The sequence below is a fragment of the Aquimarina rhodophyticola genome, assembly GCF_042434915.1.
Taxonomy (GTDB): domain Bacteria; phylum Bacteroidota; class Bacteroidia; order Flavobacteriales; family Flavobacteriaceae; genus Aquimarina.
Genome location: NZ_CP170198.1, coordinates 817,012 through 843,416 on the forward strand (window position 1 = coordinate 817,012; position 26,405 = coordinate 843,416).

General features: G+C 34.8%; 20 protein-coding genes and 2 pseudogenes. 17 read left to right on the forward strand and 5 right to left on the reverse strand.

From position 1 onward, the window contains the following. Positions 1 to 156 precede the first annotated feature (156 nt). Positions 157 to 609, forward strand: coding sequence for a tRNA (cytidine(34)-2'-O)-methyltransferase (locus ACE939_RS03450; RefSeq protein WP_378187389.1), 453 nt, complete (start codon positions 157 to 159; stop codon positions 607 to 609). Positions 610 to 647: 38 nt separating this feature from the next. Here the strand turns inward: ACE939_RS03450 and ACE939_RS03455 are convergent, their stop codons facing one another. The 3 genes and pseudogenes from ACE939_RS03455 to ACE939_RS03465 all read right to left on the reverse strand — a co-directional run bounded on the left by ACE939_RS03455 (position 648) and on the right by ACE939_RS03465 (position 3,262). Then, a complete protein-coding gene (locus ACE939_RS03455; protein WP_378188413.1) occupies positions 648 to 1,589 on the reverse strand; it encodes a pyridoxal-phosphate dependent enzyme in 942 nt (313 codons plus the stop codon). A gap of 57 nt (positions 1,590 to 1,646) precedes the next feature. Further along, positions 1,647 to 2,237, reverse strand: a pseudogene (locus ACE939_RS03460) (spermidine synthase); the annotation flags it as partial. Between the two features lie 29 nt (positions 2,238 to 2,266). Further along, the gene (locus tag ACE939_RS03465; RefSeq protein ID WP_378187390.1) at positions 2,267 to 3,262 is read right to left on the reverse strand and encodes a DUF1028 domain-containing protein; all 996 of its coding nucleotides are present in this window, start codon (positions 3,260 to 3,262) and stop codon (positions 2,267 to 2,269) included. Positions 3,263 to 3,495: 233 nt separating this feature from the next. On the opposite strand from ACE939_RS03465, the gene ACE939_RS03470 reads away from it, so the two are divergent. Genes ACE939_RS03470 through ACE939_RS03480 form a run of 3 tightly spaced genes read left to right on the forward strand, consistent with a single transcriptional unit; the run spans position 3,496 to position 11,855 of the window. Then, positions 3,496 to 6,822, forward strand: coding sequence for a hypothetical protein (locus tag ACE939_RS03470; RefSeq protein ID WP_378187391.1), 3,327 nt, complete (start codon positions 3,496 to 3,498; stop codon positions 6,820 to 6,822). Positions 6,823 to 6,840: 18 nt separating this feature from the next. Next, positions 6,841 to 11,496: a DUF6443 domain-containing protein gene (locus tag ACE939_RS03475; protein WP_378187392.1), complete on the forward strand. Its 4,656-nt coding sequence runs from the start codon at positions 6,841 to 6,843 to the stop codon at positions 11,494 to 11,496. A gap of 2 nt (positions 11,497 to 11,498) precedes the next feature. Continuing rightward, entirely contained in the window at positions 11,499 to 11,855 is a 357-nt protein-coding gene (locus ACE939_RS03480; RefSeq protein ID WP_378187393.1) for a barstar family protein, read from the forward strand. A gap of 25 nt (positions 11,856 to 11,880) precedes the next feature. Here the strand turns inward: ACE939_RS03480 and ACE939_RS03485 are convergent, their stop codons facing one another. Beyond that, positions 11,881 to 12,228 (reverse strand): helix-turn-helix domain-containing protein, encoded by a 348-nt coding sequence (locus ACE939_RS03485; protein WP_378187394.1) that lies wholly within the window; start codon positions 12,226 to 12,228, stop codon positions 11,881 to 11,883. A 163-nt stretch (positions 12,229 to 12,391) separates the two neighbouring features. Here ACE939_RS03485 and ACE939_RS03490 point away from each other — a divergent pair, with 163 nt between their 5' ends. The 8 genes and pseudogenes from ACE939_RS03490 to ACE939_RS03525 all read left to right on the forward strand — a co-directional run bounded on the left by ACE939_RS03490 (position 12,392) and on the right by ACE939_RS03525 (position 20,258). Continuing rightward, positions 12,392 to 13,909 (forward strand): hypothetical protein, encoded by a 1,518-nt coding sequence (locus tag ACE939_RS03490; RefSeq protein ID WP_378187395.1) that lies wholly within the window; start codon positions 12,392 to 12,394, stop codon positions 13,907 to 13,909. 116 nt (positions 13,910 to 14,025) lie between these two features. Then, positions 14,026 to 14,997, forward strand: a complete 972-nt coding sequence (locus ACE939_RS03495) for a tyrosine-type recombinase/integrase (protein WP_378187396.1) — start codon at positions 14,026 to 14,028, stop codon at positions 14,995 to 14,997. Continuing rightward, positions 14,984 to 15,865, forward strand: a complete 882-nt coding sequence (locus ACE939_RS03500; protein ID WP_378187397.1) for a tyrosine-type recombinase/integrase — start codon at positions 14,984 to 14,986, stop codon at positions 15,863 to 15,865. The genes ACE939_RS03495 and ACE939_RS03500 overlap by 14 nt, the downstream gene beginning before the upstream one ends. Before the next feature lie 199 nt (positions 15,866 to 16,064). After that, entirely contained in the window at positions 16,065 to 16,355 is a 291-nt protein-coding gene (locus tag ACE939_RS03505; protein WP_378187398.1) for a hypothetical protein, read from the forward strand. A 76-nt stretch (positions 16,356 to 16,431) separates the two neighbouring features. After that, a complete protein-coding gene (locus tag ACE939_RS03510) occupies positions 16,432 to 16,953 on the forward strand; it encodes an ORF6N domain-containing protein (protein WP_378187399.1) in 522 nt (173 codons plus the stop codon). A gap of 1,863 nt (positions 16,954 to 18,816) precedes the next feature. Continuing rightward, positions 18,817 to 19,044: pseudogene (locus ACE939_RS03515) on the forward strand (RHS repeat domain-containing protein); the annotation flags it as partial. A 144-nt stretch (positions 19,045 to 19,188) separates the two neighbouring features. Further along, positions 19,189 to 19,740: a JAB-like toxin 1 domain-containing protein gene (locus ACE939_RS03520; RefSeq protein ID WP_378188414.1), complete on the forward strand. Its 552-nt coding sequence runs from the start codon at positions 19,189 to 19,191 to the stop codon at positions 19,738 to 19,740. 5 nt (positions 19,741 to 19,745) lie between these two features. Further along, entirely contained in the window at positions 19,746 to 20,258 is a 513-nt protein-coding gene (locus ACE939_RS03525; protein WP_378187400.1) for a hypothetical protein, read from the forward strand. Positions 20,259 to 20,365: 107 nt separating this feature from the next. Here ACE939_RS03525 and ACE939_RS03530 read toward each other — a convergent pair whose 3' ends face one another. After that, positions 20,366 to 20,713, reverse strand: a complete 348-nt coding sequence (locus tag ACE939_RS03530; RefSeq protein ID WP_378187394.1) for a helix-turn-helix domain-containing protein — start codon at positions 20,711 to 20,713, stop codon at positions 20,366 to 20,368. A gap of 163 nt (positions 20,714 to 20,876) precedes the next feature. Here ACE939_RS03530 and ACE939_RS03535 point away from each other — a divergent pair, with 163 nt between their 5' ends. The 5 genes from ACE939_RS03535 (at position 20,877) to ACE939_RS03555 (ending at position 25,438) form a co-directional block, all read left to right on the forward strand. After that, positions 20,877 to 22,394 (forward strand): hypothetical protein, encoded by a 1,518-nt coding sequence (locus ACE939_RS03535; protein ID WP_378187401.1) that lies wholly within the window; start codon positions 20,877 to 20,879, stop codon positions 22,392 to 22,394. Between the two features lie 116 nt (positions 22,395 to 22,510). After that, positions 22,511 to 23,482, forward strand: coding sequence for a tyrosine-type recombinase/integrase (locus ACE939_RS03540; RefSeq protein ID WP_378187396.1), 972 nt, complete (start codon positions 22,511 to 22,513; stop codon positions 23,480 to 23,482). Continuing rightward, complete coding sequence (locus ACE939_RS03545) at positions 23,469 to 24,350, forward strand: tyrosine-type recombinase/integrase (RefSeq protein ID WP_378187397.1); 882 nt, start codon at positions 23,469 to 23,471, stop codon at positions 24,348 to 24,350. The genes ACE939_RS03540 and ACE939_RS03545 overlap by 14 nt, the downstream gene beginning before the upstream one ends. A 199-nt stretch (positions 24,351 to 24,549) precedes the next feature. After that, positions 24,550 to 24,840, forward strand: a complete 291-nt coding sequence (locus ACE939_RS03550) for a hypothetical protein (RefSeq protein ID WP_378187398.1) — start codon at positions 24,550 to 24,552, stop codon at positions 24,838 to 24,840. A 76-nt stretch (positions 24,841 to 24,916) separates the two neighbouring features. After that, complete coding sequence (locus ACE939_RS03555; RefSeq protein WP_378187399.1) at positions 24,917 to 25,438, forward strand: ORF6N domain-containing protein; 522 nt, start codon at positions 24,917 to 24,919, stop codon at positions 25,436 to 25,438. Positions 25,439 to 26,405 lie beyond the last annotated feature (967 nt).

Consider the following 26,405-nt stretch of genomic DNA (forward strand, 5'->3'; position numbering starts at 1 on the left):
TTAAGGTATTTAAAAGCTATTGTTAAACTATGTGAAGTAAAATAGCATAGTAGCTTAATTTTATGTGAAATCTTTTTATATGAGATAGTTTAAATAACTTGCGATTCTTAATACCTTTGGTGTTTAAAAGAATTTTAACGCAGATCCTAAGATCCAATGGCATATAATATTGTTCTTATAGAACCAGAAATCCCAAATAATACGGGTAATATTGGACGTTTAAGTTTGGCATCTGGATCTACGTTACATTTGGTAAAACCCTTTGGTTTTGAACTAAATGATACCAGAGTTAAACGGGCTGGTCTAGATTACTGGAAGCATCTTACATTACAAGTTTATGAGAGTGCTGAGGAGTTTTTTACTACACATGCTGACAAAAAAATGGCCTTTTTATCAAGTCACGGTACCAAAACGCATTATGAAATTGATTTTGAAGATGACATGTTTTTCATATTTGGTAAGGAGTCCTCTGGATTGTCTGAAGAAGTTGTCACAAAATATGCAGATAGTTTATATACAATCCCTATGTATAGCAACCACATACGTAGTTTAAATTTGGCTAATGCAGTGAGTATCGTGGTGTACGAAGGGCTACGTAATTTAAGATAAATGGATAGCTCAAACTGTTTGTTGTAAGACACAATAAATTAAAAAGGTAATTTTGCCAAGTCTACATTACCACCAGACAAAATAACCCCAATTTTTTTGTGTTTGAAATGTTCTTTTTCTTTGAGTAAAGCAGCCAAAGCTGTTGCCGAGGAGGGTTCAACTATTATTTTCATTCGTTCCCAAATGAGTTGCATAGCCTCAATAATTTCAAGTTCGTCGACCAAAATAATTCGTTCTATATAGTCTCGAATAACAGGGAAATTTAATGACCCCAATTGAGTTTTGAGACCATCTGCTATCGTATGGGCAGAGGTATTAGTTTCAATCTCTCCACTAATTAGTGATCGATAGGCATCATCTGCAGCACTAGGTTCGGCACCAATTACTTTACATGCTGGGTTTTTTGCAAGCGTAGCCAAAATAGTTCCGGCGATCAAGCCGCCACCGCCTACAGGTGTTAAGATATAATCAACACTTTCAATCGCAGAAATAAGTTCTAATGCTGCAGTTCCCTGACCAAGGATCACATCCCAATTATTAGACGGATGTAAAAATGTAGCACCTTTGTCCCGAACTATTTGCTGTGCTGTATTTTCTCTATCGGCCAAGGTGGGTGGACATTCGATGATAGTTCCGCCATACCCTTTTACAGCATTTTTTTTGACCTGTGGAGCGGTGGTAGGCATTACAACATATGCGGGAACATCTAAGCGTTTGGCTGCCAAGGATAATGCCTGTGCAAAATTACCCGAAGAGTGTGTCACTACACCTTTACTTTGTTGTTCCTTGGATAATTGTAAGATAGCATTAACGGCACCCCTCATTTTAAATGCCCCCATCTTTTGGAAATTTTCACATTTAAAAAATACGTGTGCATCAGCTAGGGTATCAATCGTTGCTGAGGTGAGAATAGGAGTGTTATGCACATAAGGTTGTATGCGTGTATGTGTGGTAAGGATGTCTTGAGGATTATATTTCATTTTTTTTTTTATCTTTTTACCAATAAGTAAGGTGTTATGCACTTCCACTTTTGAGTATTTCGTAAATGTAATGTTTGGTGCTAATTCTCTTTTCAATGTTTCCAAGTGTTGGTGTGACTCTAAGTTAATACCTGCATTAAAAATTACACTTCCGGTAACCGATAAATGTTTCTCTACCTTTTTCCAAAAAGAAAGTTTGTAAAAAGCTTCTGGAACTTGGTTATCGATAAAAATGTCAACAATTATAACATCGTAAGTTTGATTGAGTGTAGCCATAAACTGCATAGCATCTTGATGATAAATAGTAATTTGATCGTTGGATTGAATATCAAATTCTTTTGCAGCAATTTGGATAATGGATTGATCAATTTCAACCGCAGTAAGTAAACCTTGGTGTTTGTATTCTTGGAGGAGCGTTTTAATAATACTGCCACCCCCTAATCCTAAAATTAGGAAGGTATCTGTAGGTTTAAACTGAATCTTTGTAAGTCCATATGATAGTAATTTTTGCAGACTACCATAGGAATAATTGGCATTGGCACTATCTAACAGTTTTTTACCATTGATCCATGTGACTTCTAGGGTTCCATTATAGTCGCTATTGATATTTTTGGTAAACGGAAAAATATAGCTTAGGAACTTTTTCATGATTTGAAAACTACAATAATCACAAAGATTTATAAGTTTAGAATTTCTTTTAGTTCATTTTCGCTAACAGTTAATAATCCAGCTTTTGGCAAACGTTGGGTTAGCGTTCTCCAGTTAGGATCTTTTTCAAAAATACTTTTAAAAATAGGGAGCGCAGCATTGAGTTGTTTATTATTTGCCATGGCTATAGCCTTCCAGTATTTCATTTCAAGATTGTTTGGAAATAGCTTTTCGGCAGCACCATAGGATTGCATGGCTTTCTCCATAGCTCCGTGTTCAATATCCAAATCTCCTTGATTCATATATTGATAAGCAGTATGTACCTTTAATAAGCGTTCAAGTTCTTGTAATGGGTTTTGATGATCATCTACTCGTAAATTAATTTTTTTGTCTTGCCATGGATTTTTTACAGGTTTGGCATTGACAACTATTAAGGCTGCCGATTGTTTTCCGCGGATATCTCCTCCTGCATTTTGAGCTGCCTGTAGCGCTTTTAATACACGCTCTCCTAGTGGTAAATCACTATGCGCCTCATATGCCTTTGACATTGCAGGAACCACACTGTCATTAAGCATCATATTAGCTTGTACAGAATAATTGTTACCAACCTTATGATGTGCGGCATCTACACAATTATCTCCGGTATATGCAGATACATTTCCTGTAGCATCAAGAAACGCAACTTGGCGATATGCTTTACCCTCGTCTTTGTTAATAAGTTGTTGTAAAGCATCAGTAGCTGAGATTCCTTTTTCCATCAGTGCCAATCCTTCGGGACCAAAGGCCGGATTCACAAAAGATTGAGTGGCTACTACGCCCACGCCGGACTGTCCCCATGATACCAGATTGCCTACCGAGAACCAATGACTTTGAACACCCACCGCCATTTCACCAGTCATGGTATCTCTTGCGACTATAGAATAGGTATGTGCAAATTGGTCTTTATATACATTTTGAGACTGCATAGTAAAAGCTACACTTAGTACACACGTAGCTATTATATATTTTAAAAAAGATGCTATCATAATGAAGGTTTTTATAAGCATTAAAGATATAAAGATTTGATGCAGGATCATAAATTTCTTTAAAATAGGACGTACGGATACGTAAATAATACTAATACGCCATACATCCTAAAAACCTGACATTTCATCGAAAACTCGATTAGTAGGGGGAAAATCCCCCTTTCGACTTCCTTTTTTGTTAAATTTTAACTTTATGTTTGTAGGATTAATATTAACCAATTTAAGTATACCTTATGAAGCAGTTTTTAGCCTTCTTATGTGTTTTTTGCATTGCAATTAGTGGTAATGGTCAAGATTCGCCAAACCTTACTACTCCATCGCCGCAAGTGTTACCTACTGTGATACCACCTTCACCTACAGTAGCTAACCTTATGTCTTTTGAAGAGGTTCCAGTAGATTATTATACAGGTCAACCTGATATTAGTATTCCGTTATTTTCAAAAAATGTTCACCAAGATTTGGTGATAAATGTAGCTTTGCGTTATAATTCTCAGGGAATTAAGGTAGATAGCCGTTCAGGATGGACGGGTACTGGATGGTCATTGTTTTCTGGTGGGACCATTTCAAGAACTATTCGCGGATTTCCTGATGAAAGCCAATATTCTAGAAGTTTAGGTGTATATCACACTGATCAATACTGGGATTTTTGGAATCTAGAACAAGATGAAATGAACCAATATATGTGGTATGCAGCAAAGCCTTCTCGTGCACATGGTTATGATTCTGCATTAGATCTGTATCAGTTTAACTTTCTAAATTTCAGTGGTCGTTTTGTAGTTACCCGAGATGGTCCAAAACTTTTATCTGGTGATCCTAGTATTCGTCTAGAAATGAATCAAAATGTACAAAGTGGTGTCATCGATAATTTCACAATAATAGATGGTCTAGGTTATAAATATCATTTTAATATCATCGAAGAATCTTATAATGTTGCTTTTGAAGGTACGCCCTCGGCTATTACCAATGGCACTCTGAATTTTAGCCATGTAGGTATTGAATCAAAGAATATTTCAGCATGGCATTTATCCCGTATAACTACTAGCAATAATAAAGAGCTAGTAAATTTTGATTATCATAATGTTCATGAAGAGTACCTAAGTTCTTCAACATGGACTACTAATACGGTTATTTCGATGGGAAATGGGTATTCTGGTAACCAATCAAATCTCGACCAATTGAAACCTAAAGAAAAAACTTCCTTTACAGCGGTATCCACAATAACCAAAAAACTAAGCAATATTAATTTTAAAGATGGTACGTCTATTCATTTTACATTAGGAGAAGATCATCCAGAAACAGGAGGTAAAGTATTAAAAAATATTAAAATCTTTGATAATAATGGTCTTGAAAACACTAAATATAGCTTTAATTATGAAAAAACAGATCGTCTTTGGCTTATAGGGTTCAATGAGATTAGTATTAATGAAGAGTCTAATCCTTATCATTTTTCATATTTTGAGAAGGAAAACCTTTCATCATTCGGATCTGATAGTGATCCAACTGGTTTTAATAGTAAATTTCCTTATTCTTCAAATACTATTAAAGCAGGTATTTTAACATCGATAAAATATCCTACAGCGGGGATCAAGGAATTCATATGGGAGGGTCAAACTTTTTCTTATAAAAGAACTGATAAATTGGATATTTCTGAATTTATTGAAAATCCTGAAAACAGTAGTCAGCAATTGTTTAGCGATTCATTTACTGCATTTACTCCTTTTGTATCATCCCATACAGCCATGACTAAAATAAAAATTGATTATGCCCAGCGTATTAAAATAAAAATTGATAATGTTCAGGACTTTCAAAACATTGAAGATCGTGTTAAAGTTATTCTATCTCAAACCAATTCGCTAGAGGAAGGATCAAGTCTCTCTTTAAAAGCAAATGCACATGATTATTTAGAGCTGGAAGCTGGGGTTTATAATGTGTTTGTGCAATATATGGGTTACAATATAGATCCAAATTTCACTTTTGTTAATGGGAGATTACAAATTAGTTATAGATCACAGACTGAAGGTTCATTAAGTGAATTTCTCTTTGGAGGTGGTGTTCGAATTAAAGAAATAATATTCAAAGACAGTCTTGAAGTATCATTGCCTCAGAAACAAGTAATTTACAGCTATAATAACCCATATAATAATAAAGAATCCTCTGGGGTGATGGATTTTTATTCTACAGGGAAAGGTTTAGAGCAAGTGTATGAAAACTCAGAAGATTATATTTTTATAAATCAATATTATCAATGTGAGTCTGTATCAATTAAATATCGTACTACTCTCGAAGGACCAGACACACAACTTACCAAAGGGAACCATGTAGGATACCAATATGTAAAAGTTACGGAAATAGGAAAAGGTTATACTACCTACGAATATACTACTGCCAAAGATTATCAATCACCTGCTGCAGTTTTTGTATACCCATTTAAATATGCTCCTAATTTAGATTATAAAAGAGGTGTATTACTTAATACAAAGATGTTCAACGAGAATAACCAAATATTAAAAGAAGTTATTAATACAAAACATAAACATGTTGAACAAAAAATTGCTGAAATATTTAAACCAATCTATCCAGGTGGAATCGTTAATTTATTTAGTGAATATCACATTTATAAAGGAGGCTTATTGGAGCTAGATCATTGTCCTTTAATTAGTTTTCTCCCCCAACCCAATTCAGTACCAATGTCTATGATCACTACAGTATTAAACTTCGGTATCACCCAGCTAGAAGAAAGTATAACCCGGGATTACTATTATGATGTAGCGGGAGTACCTTCCATTATAGATACGAAGATTAACTACGAATATAATACCGAGAATTATCAACCTAAAAAGATTACTACCACCATTACTGAAGCTGGTACGACCGAGACCTATGTTGAGGATCGTTACTATGCTGTAGGAGATTATTCCACTAATGATTTCACTCCCTCAGAGCAGGCTATGGTGACTAGGATGGCCACGCTTCATAAAGTGAATTCTCCAATATATGTGCGAACTCAAAAAAACGATACAATGATTAGCACGCTTAAATATGGGTATAATGAGTTTCTACCTGATTTGGTAGCACTTGATACTATTACATCATCCAAAGGAGTATTAGCAAAAGAAAATAGATTAATATATCATAATTACGATGAATATGGAAATATACTGGAGGTCTCAAAATCTGAAGGAAATCATGTCATATATGTATGGGGATATAATCATTCTAAACCCATAGCAAAAATTGTCAATACTACTTATGTAGGAATGCCTGCCACCGTAAAAAGAAAAATTGATGAGCTTGTGGAGCTCTCTAATAAGGAAGTAACCAAAGATGAAGAACAAACCATACAACATCATTTTAATATATTGCGCAACGATATTTATTTTAAAGACTCACAACTCACTAGCTTTACCTATGATCTTCTCAAGGGAGTTACTAGTATGACAGATCCAAAGGGCTATACGATTTACTATACTTACGATAACTTTAATCGCCTCATGTTTATTAAAGATGATGATCAGGAGCTTTTATCCAAGTATAAATACCAATATAAATCTCAACAGTAGTTGCAATACCTTTTCAAAATGATTAAAAACAATTTAAAATATATCGTACTCTCCTTTATTATACTGTTTGTTGTAGATGGATTTGCCCAACTAACTGGTGGTGATGGTGGAACTCTCTATTTTAGAGATAAAGATAAAGATGGATTTGGAAATACAAATGACAGTAAAACAAGTACCACTCCTTTATCAGGCTATGTTACTATACCGGGAGATTTAGATGATAATAATATATGGATTACTAATATTCCACCACGAACTTTTTATAAAGATTTTGATGGGGATACATTTGGTACTTCAAACATAAACGTATATCGTAGTTATGCTCCTGTTGGGTATGTAGATAGAGGTGGAGATTGTAATGACAACAATATAGCAGTACATCCTAATACAAATTGGTACCGTGATAAGGATAATGATACTTGGGGAAATGCATCAGCAATTAAACAACAATGTATTAAACCTAATGGATATGTTCTTCGAGCGGGGGATCATAATGATGATACACCGAATATTACTAATATAGCTCCCAAAACTTTTTATCAAGATAGTGATAAGGATACCTATGGCAACCCTTATGTCAGTGTATTTTATAGTATCAAACCTGAAAATTATGTAGAGAACAATTTAGACTGTAATGACCAAGACTCTATAATAACTCCATATACTATTTGGTATCCCGATGGGGACGGCGATGGTTTTGGGCATAATCAATTATTGATAGATGAATCAGTTCTACCTCCAATTATACAATGCCTACAGCCTACAGGCTATGTGAATAATAAAGATGATTATCATGATGAGAATGAGTTTATCACCGACATTGCACCTCAGTTTTTTTATCGTGACAAAGATCAGGACACTTTTGGAGATAGTACGATTAAATTTTATAGAAGTAACCCACCTGACGACGGCTATTTTTATGTCTTAAATGGTGATGATTGTGATGACGAAGATTTTAATGAACACCCTAATGCAATTTGGTATGCCGATGGGGATGGTGATGGCTGGGGAGATCCAAACTTAAAAAGGACAGAATGTATACAACCTATCAACTATGTTTTAAATAATAAGGATTATGATGATACAACCGATCTTATTACAAATATAGCTCCAAAGTATTATTATGACGATTCTGATGGGGATACCTACGGTGACCCTTCTATAAGTCAATATGTAAGTGAGTCACCAGAAAGGTATGTTTTAGATAATACCGATCGCTGTCCTGATGAATATGGTGAAAATCAAGGCTGTATTCTGATTCCTCAAGAAGTGAATTTTTCAGATGAAAACTATATATATACTGCGCAGTATCAAATACCTGTTACCACTGAATCTGAAATTAAATACAACAAGGACGTTATAGAGAGTATCACCTATTACGACGGGCTAGGCAGAGCTAAACAGCAAATCGCTATTCAAGGATCTTCAGAACATAAGGATATCGTAACACATATTACGTATGATGCTTATGGTAGACAAGACAAACAGTATTTACCCTTTGTGTCAAACAGTCCTGCGGGGAGCTATAAAACGGTGAATATCAATAGCAATATTAATAGCTATTACTTAAATACGTATCCAAAAGATTTTCCAGGTATTACGAATCCAACGGAAGTCAATGCCTATTCACAAAGTATTTTTGAATCCTCACCACTCAACCGTGTGTTAGAACAAGGCGCTCCGGGAACAGTCTGGAAAGTCAATGCTACCACTGATACCGATCACACCATCAAATTTGGTTGGAATACCAACAAAATAGCAGATAGCATAATACATTTTAAAGTACGTTTCTCGAATATCAGTAGCACAGAGATGCCATCACTTATAAAAACAGGTTTTTATGGGTCAAGCGAACTAACTATCACTATCACCAAAGATGAAAACTGGACACCCATCGATGGACAGCTACATACCACTGAAGAATTTAAAGACAAGCAAGGAAGCGTTGTACTCAAACGAACTTTTAACAGCGCTGCTATGGGTGTTGAAAAACTGGACACCTATTATGTCTATGATGATTTTGGGAATCTTACCTATATTATTCCGCCCAAAGTCAATACAAGTGACGGGGTAGATGCTACAGAGTTATCCGAGCTTTGTTATCAATATCACTATGATTATAGAAACCGTCTTATCGAAAAGAAAATACCAGGTAAGGGCTGGGAGTATATTGTCTATAATAAACTAGATCAGCCAATTCTTACACAGGACACTTTGCTAAAACAAAAGGATCAATGGTTATTTACCAAATATGACGCTTTTGGCAGGGTTGCTTACACAGGTAAACTTACAATTCCTACTAAAACCCGAAAGCAAATCCAGATTGAAGCCAATGCCTTTGCTCAACACCTTTGGGTAAAGCCTGCAGCTCCAGCATTGATTGGAGGTACTACGCTTTATTATAACGATGGTGGGTACCCAAAAGTACAAAGTGGCGAAGTCCTGACCATAAATTACTACGATAATTATGATTTTTTAGGCGCTACTCCTGTAGCACCCTTTGCATCACCCGCGAGTGTGTATGAAGAACCGATAAGTAATCGCACGAAGACACTGGTCACAGGAAGCAGGGTAAAAGTTTTAGGAAAGGATAAGTGGACCACTACGGTGACTTATTATGATAAAAAAGCACGACCCATTTATATCGCCAGTCAGAATGAATATCTGGCGACTACCGATGTCATAAAAAACAAACTAGATTTTGTAGGAAAAGTATTAGAAACCAAGACCACCCATACCAAAGGTGATAATGCTGCTATAGTAACCATCGATACTTTTGAATACGATCATATGGGGAGACTGCTTAATCATAACCAACAACTCGATGGAGGTGCTATAGAACAAATTGCTCACAATACGTACGACCCGCTGGGGCAATTACAAAAGAAATATGTAGGTGGTGTGTATGACAGTCTGCAACCCGCAAAAGGCTTACAAGAAGTTGATTATCATTATAACATACGCGGCTGGCTTACTGGAATCAATGATGCTAATAGCTTAGGGAGTAAGCTCTTTGGTTTTGGAATTAATTACAATACTACAGAGACCAATCTGGGAGCCACGGCGCTTTATAACGGAAACATCAGCGAAACCCTTTGGCAAACGGCAAGTGATCAGACCCAGCGAGCTTATGGCTACCAGTATGATCCGCTAAACCGTATTACCGCAGCAAAAAGCTCTAGCGGTAACTATGATCTGAGCAATCTTACCTACGATAGTATGGGCAATATCAAAACACTAGATCGTACAGGTCACATAAATACGGACGCTACCCTTTTTGGAAAAATGGATAGTCTAAATTATCGTTATGATACAGGGAACAAGCTCCTAGCGGTTACCGATAATCGAAATAAAGCTTTTGGTTTTAAAGATGGTAGCAACACAGGAGATGATTATGCGTATGATCCCAATGGGAATATGATTAGCGATGCCAATAAAGGGATTACTAAGATCACTTATAATCATTTAAATTTACCTGACACCGTTACAGTAAATAGCACTACTCATACCGGAAATATTACGTATATTTACGATGCCACTGGGGCTAAACTAAAAAAGATTAGTACTGATGGGAGTTCTTTTACAACTGAATATGCGGGTAATTATATTTATGAAAATGGAGAGCTTAAATTCTTTAATCAACCCGAAGGCTATATCGAACCAAGTACGGTTAGTGGATATGATTATATTTATCAATACAAAGACCATTTAGGCAATATACGATTGTCCTATTTGGACAAAAATGCTGATGGTGATATTGATCTAATTCCTGGTTCTGCTGCTCATGAAATCAGAGAAGAAAAGCATTATTATCCTTTTGGAATGCAACAACAACTCGGTGTAGACCACCCCAGTTCTGCGATTAATGGTACTCAAAATAAATACCAAACATACATTGGTAAAGAATTAAACAAAAACCTTGGTTATAATATGTTAGAAATGGACTGGCGTCATTACGACCCAGCCATTGGAAGATTTGTGGCAATAGATGCTATGGCAGAGAGTTTTGAGGACTACACTCCATATCATTACAGTAACAATAGTCCAATAATGTATAAAGACCCCACAGGTCTATTCACCGATGTTGTTAACGAAGAAACAGGAGAGAAATATCACGTAGATGATGGATATGATTTTGAATGGATTGTTAGTGCAGATACTTTTAACACTATAACTGAGGCAGGAGAGATTCCAGATAACCTAAAGTGGGATCGCACCAAAGCATTTTGGAAACAAGTCTGGTTAGGTGTTACTACTTCAGATGGTAGTGCTTCAGATGAAGTAACACAACTTATGATTACTGATGATATTGAAGATGGTGTTGAAGTAATTAGTCAACTTTCTAATGGTCAATATGCAGCCGCTGCAATGGGCGTGGCTATGATACCTCTAAATAAGCTTAAGAAATTAAAAAAGCTAAAAAAGTGGTTAAAAAAGAATAATGGAAAGAAAATCCCTGGGACTAAAAAAGGCGGTGTAACCTTTAAAAATAGAGAAGGAAATTTACCTAAAACCGATGCTAATGGAAAGCCTGTAACATATAAAGAATATGATGTTAATCCAGCGCCAAAAGCAGGACAAACAAGAGGAACGGAAAGAATGGTAACAGGTAGTGATGGTAAAACATATTATACAAGTGACCATTACAAAACATTTACTGAAATTAAAGACTAATAATGATAGATAAATATTTAGAAAATAACAATTGTTTTATAACTGCAATTGATGGAAATCAATGTAAGAGTGTGAAAGATTTTGTTGTGGAAATTGGACGAGCTTTTAGCTTTCCTGATTATTATGGGGAAAATCTGGATGCTTTAAATGATTGTATTAATGATTTAGACTGGATATTAAAAGATAATTATATCCTCATTATCAATAATTTTGAATTATTTATTAGTGATAATAAACAAGACAGAAAAGATATGATTGATTTTCTAGATGAAATATCAGAGCAATGGAGATTGGGCCCTCAGGCAGAAGGGCAAGATAAATCTAGGAAAAAAGCAGATTTTAAAGTTATATATAATTAGAAAAGACCACCTTCGGGTGGTTTTTTTATATCATTCTTTTTTGCAGATCATATTTAAGCAGGAACGATTCTAAGAGTTCCTTTACAATCGCTTTTTTGTCTTTTGGCAACTGTTCTACTCTTTGGAACTGGCTAAGCAGTTCGCGGTCATTTAAAGAAGCTTCTGCCTGATCTTGATTAGAACCACTCATTAAAAAATCAGAAGTAACCCCAAGCGTGTTAGCTATTTTAGATAACACTTCACCAGAAGGTTTTACACCTTTACTCTCATACCTTCCAATCTGGGTGTAATGCACACCAACGATTTTACCCAACTCAGATTGCGAAATCCCTTTATCCTGTCTAGCTCTTTTAAGGCGTTCACCGAAACTCATAGTATATCAAATGCTTTAGTATGTTTACAAATCTACTGTATATGCACAACTAAAGCAATAAAAATAAAGAGTGTGCGCATAAAATAAAGCAGTAAAGTTTGGTTTAAATAAAGAGAATAAGTAATATTGTATGCAGATATGCACATACAAATATTTATCAATAATGTTTAATACAACCAATCCAAACAACTACCAGTACACCACAAACCATTTGGAAATAGCAATACTGGGCGGTTTAAAACTCAATCACTTGGACAGTTTGCGAGTAACATTGAGCATTAACAAAGTGAAATCAGAAACCAAACTGCGCCATAATATCGATTTATACAACGATAACCAAGTTGAGAAATTAGTCAGAAAAGTAGCAGAACGCATAGAAATAGGAACAAGTATAGTTAGAAGAACATTACAAGAGTTAACTAATGAACTTGAAACCTATCGTCTATCACAATTAGAGAGAGAAGATGAAAACGAGTTTATCATTAGAGAACTCACAAAAAAAGAAGTGCAAGTCGCACAGACGTTTTTAGAAAAACCTAATTTATTACAGCGTACAAATGACTTAATCGGAAATAGCGGAGTTATTGGCGAAGAGACTAACAGACTTTTAATGTACATCATCTTTACCAGCCGTAAAAGTGCCAACCCATTGCATTGTATCAGTTTGGGAAGTTCCGGAACAGGAAAAACACATTTACAAAGTAAAGTTGCAGAACTGATACCAGAACATGACATCGTAGATATGACAGTACTCTCTGAGAATGCTTTTTATTACTTCAATCGTACAGAATTACAACATAAATTAATACTAATCGAAGATATGGACGGCGCAGAAAATGCACTCTATCCATTACGCGAATTACAATCAAAAAGGAGTATCACAAAACGAGTAAGTCATAAAGACAGAAATGGAAATACTAAAACGATAAAGTTAACAGTTGAAGGTCCTGTATGTGTTGCAGGCTGTACCACACAAGAAAGTATTTATGAAGATAACAGCAACCGCTCCTTTTTACTCTACATCGATGAAAGCCACGAGCAGGACGAAAAAATAATGCAGTATCAGCGCGCCGTGTCGGCGGGACAAGTAAACATTGATGCAGAACGCGAAGCCAGGCGAAAATTGCAAAATGTACAAAAAATACTCAAACCCATCAAAGTGATCAATCCGTATGCAATGCATTTATCACTGCCATTGGCAGTATTTAAACCCCGAAGAACCAACGCACATTATTTACAATTTATAGAAGCAGTTACCTTTTACAAACAGTGGCAGCGCCACAGGCAATATGATAAACAGACCGGAGAGGAATACATCGAAACGACCATAGAGGATATTAAAGAAGCTAATCAGCTTTTACAAGAGGTACTCTTGCGTAAAAGTGATATGATAAGCGGAGCGTGTAGAAACTATTTAGAAAACCTTAAAACGTATTTAAAAGCCAATAAACAAACAACCTTTACCAATGCAGAAATACGTAGAAACTTACGCATAAAAGGAACAACCCTGCGAAGATACCACAGTCAATTAGTAGAAGATAATTACATCAAGAAAACCACTAATAATAAGTACAAAGGGTATATCTACGAAATCGTAAGCTATAAAGAATATACAGAATTACAGGAGCAAATAAATAATGCTTTAGAAAACTGTATTACCATAATGGAAGTAAGCCAGTAAACCACTATTGAGCCACTAACAAAATGGCTCACTTAACTATCACAATTTTAAATCATTACTAATCAAAATAGGTAAACCACCAAAAAGGTATATGCGCAAGAAAAAAATACTCAAAAATGAAACACTTAAAACTACAAAATGAGCATTATAAAACATTAGTAATCGCCTTTAAGGCGTGGTTAGATATACTGGGTTTTGCAGAAAGCACCGTGTACAATCTGCCTAATCATCTGCAAGAGTTCTTCTACTTCTTAGAGCAAAAACAGATTATGAATATCAATCATATTACCTCAAAAACCACAAAGGAATATTACAAGTATCTGCAAGAGCGAAGCAACGAAAGAAGAAATGGAGCCTTAAGTAAATCATACTTAAATAAACACCAGCAGGCATTAAATAAGTTCAAGGAATACTTGCAGAACCACAACCATAAAGGCTTCCAAATACATCTGAAATATGAAACTGATCCTACCGAAGAAAAACTCAATATACTCACGCAATCGGAAATAAAAGAATTGTTTTTAGCCTGTGGGTACAGTAACAAACGTAAATGTATACGATTACGTGACAAAGCCATCTTAGCAATTATATACAGTTGTGGGCTTAGGAGAAACGAAGCAGTGCACCTAGATGTAAAAGATGTGCTTTTTGATAAGGAGAGAATCTTTGTTAGGAAAGGAAAAAACTATAAAGAAAGGTTCGTACCAATGAACGCTTACAATTTACGAGTAGTAGAAGATTACATTTTTGAGGCTCGTCCAGACTTTACCAATTTTAGAGAAAGCGAAGCTTTGTTTATTAGTCAACAAGGAAATCGATTAAATGGAATGTCGTTCGCCAATCGATTAAAAGCCATAGTTATGGCCACAGAAAACAAAAACATCGAAAAAAAGCAAATTACACTCCATACACTACGACACTCAATCGCCACACATTTACTACAAAAAGAAGTGCCATTAGAAAGTATAAAATCCTTTTTAGGTCACAGCAGTTTAGAATCTACTCAAATCTATACTCACTTACTAAAAACCGTTGAAAATGGTCGAGAAGCTCGACACCTAAACACCAATGATTATGGAGAATTATAAAACATATTTACAAAAGAAAGGCTATACAGAAAGTACAATTGCCAGCTATACATTAGAAGTTGGTTTTTTTATAAAATGGTGTAAAAAACAAGCTACAACTCCTACTACAATTGATTATAAAACCTGCCTTAAGTATATCAAACACCTGCAACGTAAAAAAGTGACAAAGCGAACTGTGAACCATAGGTTAAGAAGTGTGAAGATATATCTCAATTATTTAATGACAGAGAACTATCGAAATGATAATCCTATTGAAAACACTGTTGTCAAAGGAGAAAAAAGAACGCTTCATTACAACCTTTTAGAACCCGATGAACTGGAAGATTTATACTATTCTTTTGAAAGCAATAAGACTGGTAATGAGTACCTAAAACACCGTTTAAAAAGAGATAAAGTAGTTGTCGGATTACTCGTATATCAAGGTTTAAGCACCACAGACCTTAAAAACCTAAGATTAGAACATCTTAAACTTAGCAAAGGTAAACTCTATGTGCCAAGCAGAAAACGAAGTAATGCACGCGAACTTGAACTCAAGCCTTGGCAGATACTGGAACTGATGGAATACGTAAATGAAATCAGGGAAAACCTTCTAAAATCACAAGATATCCAAAATGATCGGTTGATACTATACACGATAATGTCCAACCTAGTTAGTGCAATTATAAAAAAACTAAAAAAGATTAATCATAAAGTTGAGAATATCAACCAAATAAGAGCAAGTGTAATTACCAATTGGTTAGCTCAATATAATTTAAGAAAGGTTCAATACTTGGCAGGGCACCGCTATATCAGTTCCACCGAAAGGTTTTTACAAGATGATTTAGAAAACCTACATGAAATCGTCAACAACTTCCATCCGATACAATAAAATATAAGATATGAAATCCAAAAATAGAAGTCCATAAAAGCAGAAAACATAGTACATTTATCTCTGAAAATCGTAAAGTTACCAGATTATAATTAAGTCAAATCCCGCTATGTTTGCAAGAAGGGAAACCCTTGCGCTGTTTTTACGAGCAGTAGAGAAAACTAAGGCGGGTATTTTTAACTCTCTAAAAATCGTAAAAATGAATATTAAAAACTTCACAGAAAAGTATGTAAACATTATACATACTGATCAAACAACCAAAGAAAACTATATCAAAATACCAATACAAGATTATGAAGAACTATCCTTTATGCAACATACTTTGATAGAAAATCTGAACTTGTTAAGTCAATTAGATGATAATTTAAAAACGGATAGAGATATAAAAGACAATATGTTCTGGATATCTAAAATACTCTTAGCTAGTTATCCTGGCGAAGAACTCGAAGGAATAGCTAAACTGATCAAAGCAGCTTCAAAATTAATGTAGAAACATAATAATATTGGAGGTCACCAATTGTGATCTCCAGTATTAAAAATTACTTTTTCAATCGAAAGAAAATAGAATGAGCAAAGAAATCACTATACCAGACGAAATAATAACAAATAAAATATACTTAATTAGAGATCAAAAAGTAATGTTAGATCAAGATTTAGCAGAACTTTATAGTGTTGAAACCAAACAACTCAAAAGACAGGTTCGTAGAAATATAGAACGCTTCCCTGAAGATTTTATGTTTGAACTTACTAAAGAAGAGTTCGATGTTTTGAGGAGCCAATTTGGCACCTCAAACCGTGGAGGAACACGATATATGCCTATGGCGTTTACAGAACAAGGTGTTGCAATGTTATCAAGTGTACTTAATAGTCCTACAGCTATAAAAGTTAATATACAGGTCATTAGAGTATTTACTAAGATCCGACAGATGCTAACCGATAATTTAAGTGTAAAACTAGAAATCGAAGAAATTAAAAAGAAGTTATTGAATCACAGTAAAAACATTGAATTAGTCTTTGACTATCTTGATGAACTACAAGAAAAGAAAGAAAACCCAGACGATAGAAAGAAAATAGGTTACAAGAAATAACCAAGTGAATAGCTATTAATCAACACCTTGTATGTTTTGACAAAAAATATAAATTATTACTTATAGATTTTCAATCTCCCCGCGTTGAAAACTTTGTTGAAAACGTTCGTGAAATTTTAACTCGAAACAAAAGAGTTTTCCTGATATTTGATAAAAGAAAAAAGGTTAGCGGGCCGGCTAACCTTTATAAAAAGAATTGTTTAACCTAAAACCCACGTAATGGATTTAAGTACAATCGATTTTTGGTTGTTGCTAATTGCTTTTATGCGATTAGCTTTGGAGATGATTAAATATTTAGAAAATAAATCAAATCCATAATTTTTTTTTAATTTTATAAGCCGTCCTTTATGGGCGGTTTTTTTTGATGAAAACTTTATTATTACACTTGCAATATATAAAATACTTCTTTTATGAGGTCTAAATGAATCATAAAAGTGTAATATATTATACTTTTATAAGTTAGCTTTAAAATACCTGTAAAATAAGAGGTTATACAAAAACTGTTTAAAACTTGTTAGTATGTTGGAGTGTAAGTTCCTCTAAAATTACGTCAGATTTTAATAAAAAAGCATAAAAAAATTATAATTAGCTTCGCTGCTTCCTTTGGTCACAGCTCGCTAGAAATAGAATCCTAGATCGAAAGGTCTGGGATTTTTTGGTTAAACACCTATGATGAATCGAGATCACGTGCTGATCAAAGGTGTTCACTCCGCCCTACACTAGGCTTGCTCCCGGGCGTCACCGGGATGCTACACTGCCAAGGCTTCTGCTACGTTCACCCGTGGCTACTCTGTCTTGCTTAGCAATCCACCGCCACTTCATGGGCTACGCCGCTTAGTCGCTCGTTAGATGATTTTTTGTGGAAGTTTATACTGCTGAATCAAGGTCACAAAAAATCATCTGGCACACAGGCGTCCTTCGGAACTTCCTCTGTGTGTCACTCGCTCCTCTCCGCTATGGCTACGCCTCTAATATGCGTACACGCAGTTGTCTTCAATCGCCAGACGGCTATGATTAATATTAAAGTGGAAGCTCAGCCGCTACTGCCGTTACGCACTTCAACTTCAATATTAATCGCTCTTACTTGGAATAAAAAAATCCAGAATCTGTCCTTACAAATATTGAAAAGCAAGGTGAAGCAACTCTTTTTTTAAATTAACCTACTGATAATCAAATAAAAAAAGTGTCCAGATAAGTTTGGCTAAAAATCCATATTCTTGGAGCGGTAACACGGATTAATATTTTTTAACCTTAAATCCGTGTTGTTATGGAATCAGTAGATACAGAAATGATACTTACCATTATCAAACTCATTTATCATACAATTAAACTCCTCTTTACACTTCAAAAGTGGACGAGCGAAAGGAAGGAGCGTTGATACTCTTCCGCTTTTGAGGTGATAGCCAAAGTGGCGACTGAACGTCGCGTATGATTGGACACCTCCTTAGAAGGGAGGTGGTCGTAGGTTCGAATCCCTCCGACTCCCCAAACTCTGAAAAAAATCACTCAAAACGCCACCAGAGCCGTCTAAATCACGTCTATTGTCGAGTTCATATGGTTATAATATTATAATATCTTCTGTAAAAACAGCTCATTAGAAGTCAGAATCTTCAGTTATAGGAGTCTGTGTGCGGCTATTTTACATAGTTGCGTTATAGACCCTGACTACAGGGAAGAGCGGCTATAACTACCAATTATGTACAGATAGCTTTGGTCATGCGGCTGGCTTTAATGTAAAAATTACTATTTTAGCTAGTGCAAGAATATATGAAGGTGGATCGTTCTTATGAAAAATTTTTGGAGGTAAACCGCTGAAAACTGACCCGTAGTTAAAAAAAACGTGTAAACGTCTATCCCTTTGGACTTGAACATAAAGGGTATAATAACACGATTGTTGGTACTGAAAACAACTACTTCAACTTCAATGGTAAAGAACTAAATGAAAGTCTCGGTTTGAATGTAATTGAAATGGACTTTAGACAATATGACCCAGCTTTGGGTAGGTTTAATGTTGTTGACCCACTTGCAGAAGAGAGAGATTGGTTAACACCTTATAATTTTGTTCAGAACAATCCTATAGTACGAGTAGATCCAAGTGGTTTATTGGATGATTATGGTATTGACAAAGAAACCGGTAATATAACTTTGATAAAAAAGACAGAGGATGATACTGATACATTATACGCTGGTTCGGGCGAAGGAAAAAATTTTGTAAAGGATGAGAGTAAAGGCTCTGTGACTGTAAGTAAAAATAAAGATGGCAGTAGTTTATTAAGTGATTTGACAAATAATAATAAAACAGAAACTTGGGGAACTGATTCAGAAGGTTCTACAGCAGAAATAGACGTTGATATTGCAGTTACAGGAGAGGAAAATAAGAATGAGGCTTTTTCATTGTTCAATTTTGCTTCGGATAATTCTAATGTAGAATGGAGCATAGTAAAGTATCAAGTTTATCCTGGAGGTATAAATTATCAAGTAGGCACATATCACTTGAATGAACAATCTAAAGCAGGTTCTTATTCTCCAGGTTTTTCCACACTTCCAACTGGGGTAACTCCGTTGGGAATATCTCACTCACATCCTGGCCAGAGAACAGCTACTGCAAGAGCAGAAAGTTTAGCCGGAGATAGAGGTGTGTCGAGAACGTATTTTAACAAGTATGGAAATGTCCCTTACAACATATATTTTCCAGATAATCGTACAGAAACTAGGATGAGTTTGCCAAAAAACCCACTATCTAGAGGTGTAATAGTGAAGAATGGATTAAGAAGATCTAAATTTTAAATATAATGAAGTTGAAAATTATAATATTAGGCTTATTCATTTCTGTTTTTTTGTGCTGTAAAAAAAATCAATCAAAAGAAATAGTGAACAATGAATTAAAAGGGATTTTAAATAATTATGTAAAAGAAAATCCACTTAAATTAATAGGGGGAAATAACTTTTATAAAGAGGGGTTTTCATATCCTTCTTATCACGTTTTTTTTGAAAATATAAAAAGTGACACTGTTGTAACGATTGTACAGCTACCACATTTAATAGCTCTATCTTTAAGAGGTAAGCAAAATACAGAGAATGAAATATTTTATGAAGAAATAGTTCCTAAAGGGTACTTCATGTTAGATAAGAAAAATCCTGTAATAATTATTGATGCTAAAAATTATGGTGGCAATTATTATAATAAAAATAATCTTAAAGAAGTGCCAGATAGTTTAAAGTTCAATCAAAAAAATGTCCATAGTGAATATATAAGATGGAATTTTAAAGTCAAAAACAATAAACTAGTTAGGGAAATCAAATAAAATTTTAAATTATTGTAGATCATCCCCCACTCGGGTATAGTAAAGGTTAGTTTGCAACTAGCAGCGGTACAAGTAAGAAAATAAAGGACCACCTTCGGGTGGTTTTTTTATATCATTCTTTTTTGCAGATCATATTTAAGCAGGAACGATTCTAAGAGTTCCTTTACAATCGCTTTTTTGTCTTTTGGCAACTGTTCTACTCTTTGGAACTGGCTAAGCAGTTCGCGGTCATTTAAAGAAGCTTCTGCCTGATCTTGATTAGAACCACTCATTAAAAAATCAGAAGTAACCCCAAGCGTGTTAGCTATTTTAGATAACACTTCACCAGAAGGTTTTACACCTTTACTCTCATACCTTCCAATCTGGGTGTAATGCACACCAACGATTTTACCCAACTCAGATTGCGAAATCCCTTTATCCTGTCTAGCTCTTTTAAGGCGTTCACCGAAACTCATAGTATATCAAATGCTTTAGTATGTTTACAAATCTACTGTATATGCACAACTAAAGCAATAAAAATAAAGAGTGTGCGCATAAAATAAAGCAGTAAAGTTTGGTTTAAATAAAGAGAATAAGTAATATTGTATGCAGATATGCACATACAAATATTTATCAATAATGTTTAATACAACCAATCCAAACAACTACCAGTACACCACAAACTATTTAGAAATAGCAATACTGGGCGGTATAAAACTCAATCACTTGGACAGTTTGCGAGTAACATTGAGCATTAACAAAGTGAAATCAGAAACCAAACTGCGCCATAATATCGATTTATACAACGATAACCAAGTTGAGAAATTAGTCAGAAAAGTAGCAGAACGCATAGAAATAGGAACAAGTATAGTTAGAAGAACATTACAAGAGTTAACTAATGAACTTGAAACCTATCGTCTATCACAATTAGAGAGAGAAGATGAAAACGAGTTTATCATTAGAGAACTCACAAAAAAAGAAGTGCAAGTCGCACAGACGTTTTTAGAAAAACCTAATTTATTACAGCGTACAAATGACTTAATCGGAAATAGCGGAGTTATTGGCGAAGAGACTAACAGACTTTTAATGTACATCATCTTTACCAGCCGTAAAAGTGCCAACCCATTGCATTGTATCAGCTTGGGAAGTTCCGGAACAGGAAAAACACACCTACAAAGTAAAGTTGCAGAACTCATACCAGAACACGATATCGTAGATATGACAGTACTCTCTGAAAATGCTTTTTACTACTTTAACAGAACAGAATTACAACATAAACTAATACTAATCGAAGATATGGACGGAGCAGAAAATGCACTCTATCCATTACGCGAATTACAAAGTAAAAGAAGCATTACAAAACGAGTAAGTCATAAAGACAGAAACGGAAATACCAAAACGATAAAGTTAACAGTTGAAGGTCCTGTATGTGTTGCAGGCTGTACCACACAAGAAAGTATTTATGAAGATAATAGCAACCGCTCCTTTTTATTATACATCGATGAAAGCCACGAGCAGGACGAAAAAATAATGCAGTATCAGCGCGCCGTGTCGGCGGGACAAGTAAACATTGATGCAGAACGCGAAGCCAGGCGAAAATTGCAAAATGTACAAAAAATACTCAAACCCATCAAAGTGATCAATCCGTATGCAATGCATTTATCACTGCCATTGGCAGTATTTAAACCCCGAAGAACCAACGCACATTATTTACAATTTATAGAAGCAGTTACCTTTTACAAACAGTGGCAGCGCCACAGGCAATATGATAAACAGACCGGAGAGGAATACATCGAAACGACCATAGAGGATATTAAAGAAGCTAATCAGCTTTTACAAGAGGTACTCTTGCGTAAAAGTGATATGATAAGCGGAGCGTGTAGAAACTATTTAGAAAACCTTAAAACGTATTTAAAAGCCAATAAACAAACAACCTTTACCAATGCAGAAATACGTAGAAACTTACGCATAAAAGGAACAACCCTGCGAAGATACCACAGTCAATTAGTAGAAGATAATTACATCAAGAAAACCACTAATAATAAGTACAAAGGGTATATCTACGAAATCGTAAGCTATAAAGAATATACAGAATTACAGGAGCAAATAAATAATGCTTTAGAAAACTGTATTACCATAATGGAAGTAAGCCAGTAAACCACTATTGAGCCACTAACAAAATGGCTCACTTAACTATCACAATTTTAAATCATTACTAATCAAAATAGGTAAACCACCAAAAAGGTATATGCGCAAGAAAAAAATACTCAAAAATGAAACACTTAAAACTACAAAATGAGCATTATAAAACATTAGTAATCGCCTTTAAGGCGTGGTTAGATATACTGGGTTTTGCAGAAAGCACCGTGTACAATCTGCCTAATCATCTGCAAGAGTTCTTCTACTTCTTAGAGCAAAAACAGATTATGAATATCAATCATATTACCTCAAAAACCACAAAGGAATATTACAAGTATCTGCAAGAGCGAAGCAACGAAAGAAGAAATGGAGCCTTAAGTAAATCATACTTAAATAAACACCAGCAGGCATTAAATAAGTTCAAGGAATACTTGCAGAACCACAACCATAAAGGCTTCCAAATACATCTGAAATATGAAACTGATCCTACCGAAGAAAAACTCAATATACTCACGCAATCGGAAATAAAAGAATTGTTTTTAGCCTGTGGGTACAGTAACAAACGTAAATGTATACGATTACGTGACAAAGCCATCTTAGCAATTATATACAGTTGTGGGCTTAGGAGAAACGAAGCAGTGCACCTAGATGTAAAAGATGTGCTTTTTGATAAGGAGAGAATCTTTGTTAGGAAAGGAAAAAACTATAAAGAAAGGTTCGTACCAATGAACGCTTACAATTTACGAGTAGTAGAAGATTACATTTTTGAGGCTCGTCCAGACTTTACCAATTTTAGAGAAAGCGAAGCTTTGTTTATTAGTCAACAAGGAAATCGATTAAATGGAATGTCGTTCGCCAATCGATTAAAAGCCATAGTTATGGCCACAGAAAACAAAAACATCGAAAAAAAGCAAATTACACTCCATACACTACGACACTCAATCGCCACACATTTACTACAAAAAGAAGTGCCATTAGAAAGTATAAAATCCTTTTTAGGTCACAGCAGTTTAGAATCTACTCAAATCTATACTCACTTACTAAAAACCGTTGAAAATGGTCGAGAAGCTCGACACCTAAACACCAATGATTATGGAGAATTATAAAACATATTTACAAAAGAAAGGCTATACAGAAAGTACAATTGCCAGCTATACATTAGAAGTTGGTTTTTTTATAAAATGGTGTAAAAAACAAGCTACAACTCCTACTACAATTGATTATAAAACCTGCCTTAAGTATATCAAACACCTGCAACGTAAAAAAGTGACAAAGCGAACTGTGAACCATAGGTTAAGAAGTGTGAAGATATATCTCAATTATTTAATGACAGAGAACTATCGAAATGATAATCCTATTGAAAACACTGTTGTCAAAGGAGAAAAAAGAACGCTTCATTACAACCTTTTAGAACCCGATGAACTGGAAGATTTATACTATTCTTTTGAAAGCAATAAGACTGGTAATGAGTACCTAAAACACCGTTTAAAAAGAGATAAAGTAGTTGTCGGATTACTCGTATATCAAGGTTTAAGCACCACAGACCTTAAAAACCTAAGATTAGAACATCTTAAACTTAGCAAAGGTAAACTCTATGTGCCAAGCAGAAAACGAAGTAATGCACGCGAACTTGAACTCAAGCCTTGGCAGATACTGGAACTGATGGAATACGTAAATGAAATCAGGGAAAACCTTCTAAAATCACAAGATATCCAAAATGATCGGTTGATACTATACACGATAATGTCCAACCTAGTTAGTGCAATTATAAAAAAACTAAAAAAGATTAATCATAAAGTTGAGAATATCAACCAAATAAGAGCAAGTGTAATTACCAATTGGTTAGCTCAATATAATTTAAGAAAGGTTCAATACTTGGCAGGGCACCGCTATATCAGTTCCACCGAAAGGTTTTTACAAGATGATTTAGAAAACCTACATGAAATCGTCAACAACTTCCATCCGATACAATAAAATATAAGATATGAAATCCAAAAATAGAAGTCCATAAAAGCAGAAAACATAGTACATTTATCTCTGAAAATCGTAAAGTTACCAGATTATAATTAAGTCAAATCCCGCTATGTTTGCAAGAAGGGAAACCCTTGCGCTGTTTTTACGAGCAGTAGAGAAAACTAAGGCGGGTATTTTTAACTCTCTAAAAATCGTAAAAATGAATATTAAAAACTTCACAGAAAAGTATGTAAACATTATACATACTGATCAAACAACCAAAGAAAACTATATCAAAATACCAATACAAGATTATGAAGAACTATCCTTTATGCAACATACTTTGATAGAAAATCTGAACTTGTTAAGTCAATTAGATGATAATTTAAAAACGGATAGAGATATAAAAGACAATATGTTCTGGATATCTAAAATACTCTTAGCTAGTTATCCTGGCGAAGAACTCGAAGGAATAGCTAAACTGATCAAAGCAGCTTCAAAATTAATGTAGAAACATAATAATATTGGAGGTCACCAATTGTGATCTCCAGTATTAAAAATTACTTTTTCAATCGAAAGAAAATAGAATGAGCAAAGAAATCACTATACCAGACGAAATAATAACAAATAAAATATACTTAATTAGAGATCAAAAAGTAATGTTAGATCAAGATTTAGCAGAACTTTATAGTGTTGAAACCAAACAACTCAAAAGACAGGTTCGTAGAAATATAGAACGCTTCCCTGAAGATTTTATGTTTGAACTTACTAAAGAAGAGTTCGATGTTTTGAGGAGCCAATTTGGCACCTCAAACCGTGGAGGAACACGATATATGCCTATGGCGTTTACAGAACAAGGTGTTGCAATGTTATCAAGTGTACTTAATAGTCCTACAGCTATAAAAGTTAATATACAGGTCATTAGAGTATTTACTAAGATCCGACAGATGCTAACCGATAATTTAAGTGTAAAACTAGAAATCGAAGAAATTAAAAAGAAGTTATTGAATCACAGTAAAAACATTGAATTAGTCTTTGACTATCTTGATGAACTACAAGAAAAGAAAGAAAACCCAGACGATAGAAAGAAAATAGGTTACAAGAAATAACCAAGTGAATAGCTATTAATCAACACCTTGTATGTTTTGACAAAAAATATAAATTATTACTTATAGATTTTCAATCTCCCCGCGTTGAAAACTTTGTTGAAAACGTTCGTGAAATTTTAACTCGAAACAAAAGAGTTTTCCTGATATTTGATAAAAGAAAAAAGGTTAGCGGGCCGGCTAACCTTTATAAAAAGAATTGTTTAACCTAAAACCCACGTAATGGATTTAAGTACAATCGATTTTTGGTTGTTGCTAATTGCTTTTATGCGATTAGCTTTGGAGATGATTAAATATTTAGAAAATAAATCAAATCCATAATTTTTTTTTAATTTTATAAGCCGTCCTTTATGGGCGGTTTTTTTTGATGAAAACTTTATTATTACACTTGCAATATATAAAATACTTCTTTTATGAGGTCTAAATGAATCATAAAAGTGTAATATATTATACTTTTATAAGTTAGCTTTAAAATACCTGTAAAATAAGAGGTTATACAAAAACTGTTTAAAACTTGTTAGTATGTTGGAGTGTAAGTTCCTCTAAAATTACGTCAGATTTTAATAAAAAAGCATAAAAAAATTATAATTAGCTTCGCTGCTTCCTTTGGTCACAGCTCGCTAGAAATAGAATCCTAGATCGAAAGGTCTGGGATTTTTTGGTTAAACACCTATGATGAATCGAGATCACGTGCTGATCAAAGGTGTTCACTCCGCCCTACACTAGGCTTGCTCCCGGGCGTCACCGGGATGCTACACTGCCAAGGCTTCTGCTACGTTCACCCGTGGCTACTCTGTCTTGCTTAGCAATCCACCGCCACTTCATGGGCTACGCCGCTTAGTCGCTCGTTAGATGATTTTTTGTGGAAGTTTATACTGCTGAATCAAGGTCACAAAAAATCATCTGGCACACAGGCGTCCTTCGGAACTTCCTCTGTGTGTCACTCGCTCCTCTCCGCTATGGCTACGCC

Excerpts from the sequence above, each read along its gene's own strand:
- ACE939_RS03535 (WP_378187401.1), top strand. The coding sequence starts at position 20,877 with ATGTTTAATACAACCAATCCAAACAACTACCAGTACACCACAAACTAT.
- ACE939_RS03475 (WP_378187392.1), top strand. The coding sequence starts at position 6,841 with ATGATTAAAAACAATTTAAAATATATCGTACTCTCCTTTATTATACTG.
- ACE939_RS03450 (WP_378187389.1), top strand. The coding sequence starts at position 157 with ATGGCATATAATATTGTTCTTATAGAACCAGAAATCCCAAATAATACG.
- ACE939_RS03510 (WP_378187399.1), top strand. The coding sequence starts at position 16,432 with ATGAGCAAAGAAATCACTATACCAGACGAAATAATAACAAATAAAATA.
- ACE939_RS03540 (WP_378187396.1), top strand. The coding sequence starts at position 22,511 with ATGAAACACTTAAAACTACAAAATGAGCATTATAAAACATTAGTAATC.
- ACE939_RS03465 (WP_378187390.1), bottom strand. The coding sequence starts at position 3,262 with ATGATAGCATCTTTTTTAAAATATATAATAGCTACGTGTGTACTAAGT.
- ACE939_RS03555 (WP_378187399.1), top strand. The coding sequence starts at position 24,917 with ATGAGCAAAGAAATCACTATACCAGACGAAATAATAACAAATAAAATA.
- ACE939_RS03490 (WP_378187395.1), top strand. The coding sequence starts at position 12,392 with ATGTTTAATACAACCAATCCAAACAACTACCAGTACACCACAAACCAT.
- ACE939_RS03500 (WP_378187397.1), top strand. The coding sequence starts at position 14,984 with ATGGAGAATTATAAAACATATTTACAAAAGAAAGGCTATACAGAAAGT.
- ACE939_RS03470 (WP_378187391.1), top strand. The coding sequence starts at position 3,496 with ATGAAGCAGTTTTTAGCCTTCTTATGTGTTTTTTGCATTGCAATTAGT.
- ACE939_RS03550 (WP_378187398.1), top strand. The coding sequence starts at position 24,550 with ATGAATATTAAAAACTTCACAGAAAAGTATGTAAACATTATACATACT.
- ACE939_RS03480 (WP_378187393.1), top strand. The coding sequence starts at position 11,499 with ATGATAGATAAATATTTAGAAAATAACAATTGTTTTATAACTGCAATT.
- ACE939_RS03455 (WP_378188413.1), bottom strand. The coding sequence starts at position 1,589 with ATGAAATATAATCCTCAAGACATCCTTACCACACATACACGCATACAA.
- ACE939_RS03505 (WP_378187398.1), top strand. The coding sequence starts at position 16,065 with ATGAATATTAAAAACTTCACAGAAAAGTATGTAAACATTATACATACT.
- ACE939_RS03495 (WP_378187396.1), top strand. The coding sequence starts at position 14,026 with ATGAAACACTTAAAACTACAAAATGAGCATTATAAAACATTAGTAATC.
- ACE939_RS03530 (WP_378187394.1), bottom strand. The coding sequence starts at position 20,713 with ATGAGTTTCGGTGAACGCCTTAAAAGAGCTAGACAGGATAAAGGGATT.
- ACE939_RS03485 (WP_378187394.1), bottom strand. The coding sequence starts at position 12,228 with ATGAGTTTCGGTGAACGCCTTAAAAGAGCTAGACAGGATAAAGGGATT.
- ACE939_RS03525 (WP_378187400.1), top strand. The coding sequence starts at position 19,746 with ATGAAGTTGAAAATTATAATATTAGGCTTATTCATTTCTGTTTTTTTG.
- ACE939_RS03545 (WP_378187397.1), top strand. The coding sequence starts at position 23,469 with ATGGAGAATTATAAAACATATTTACAAAAGAAAGGCTATACAGAAAGT.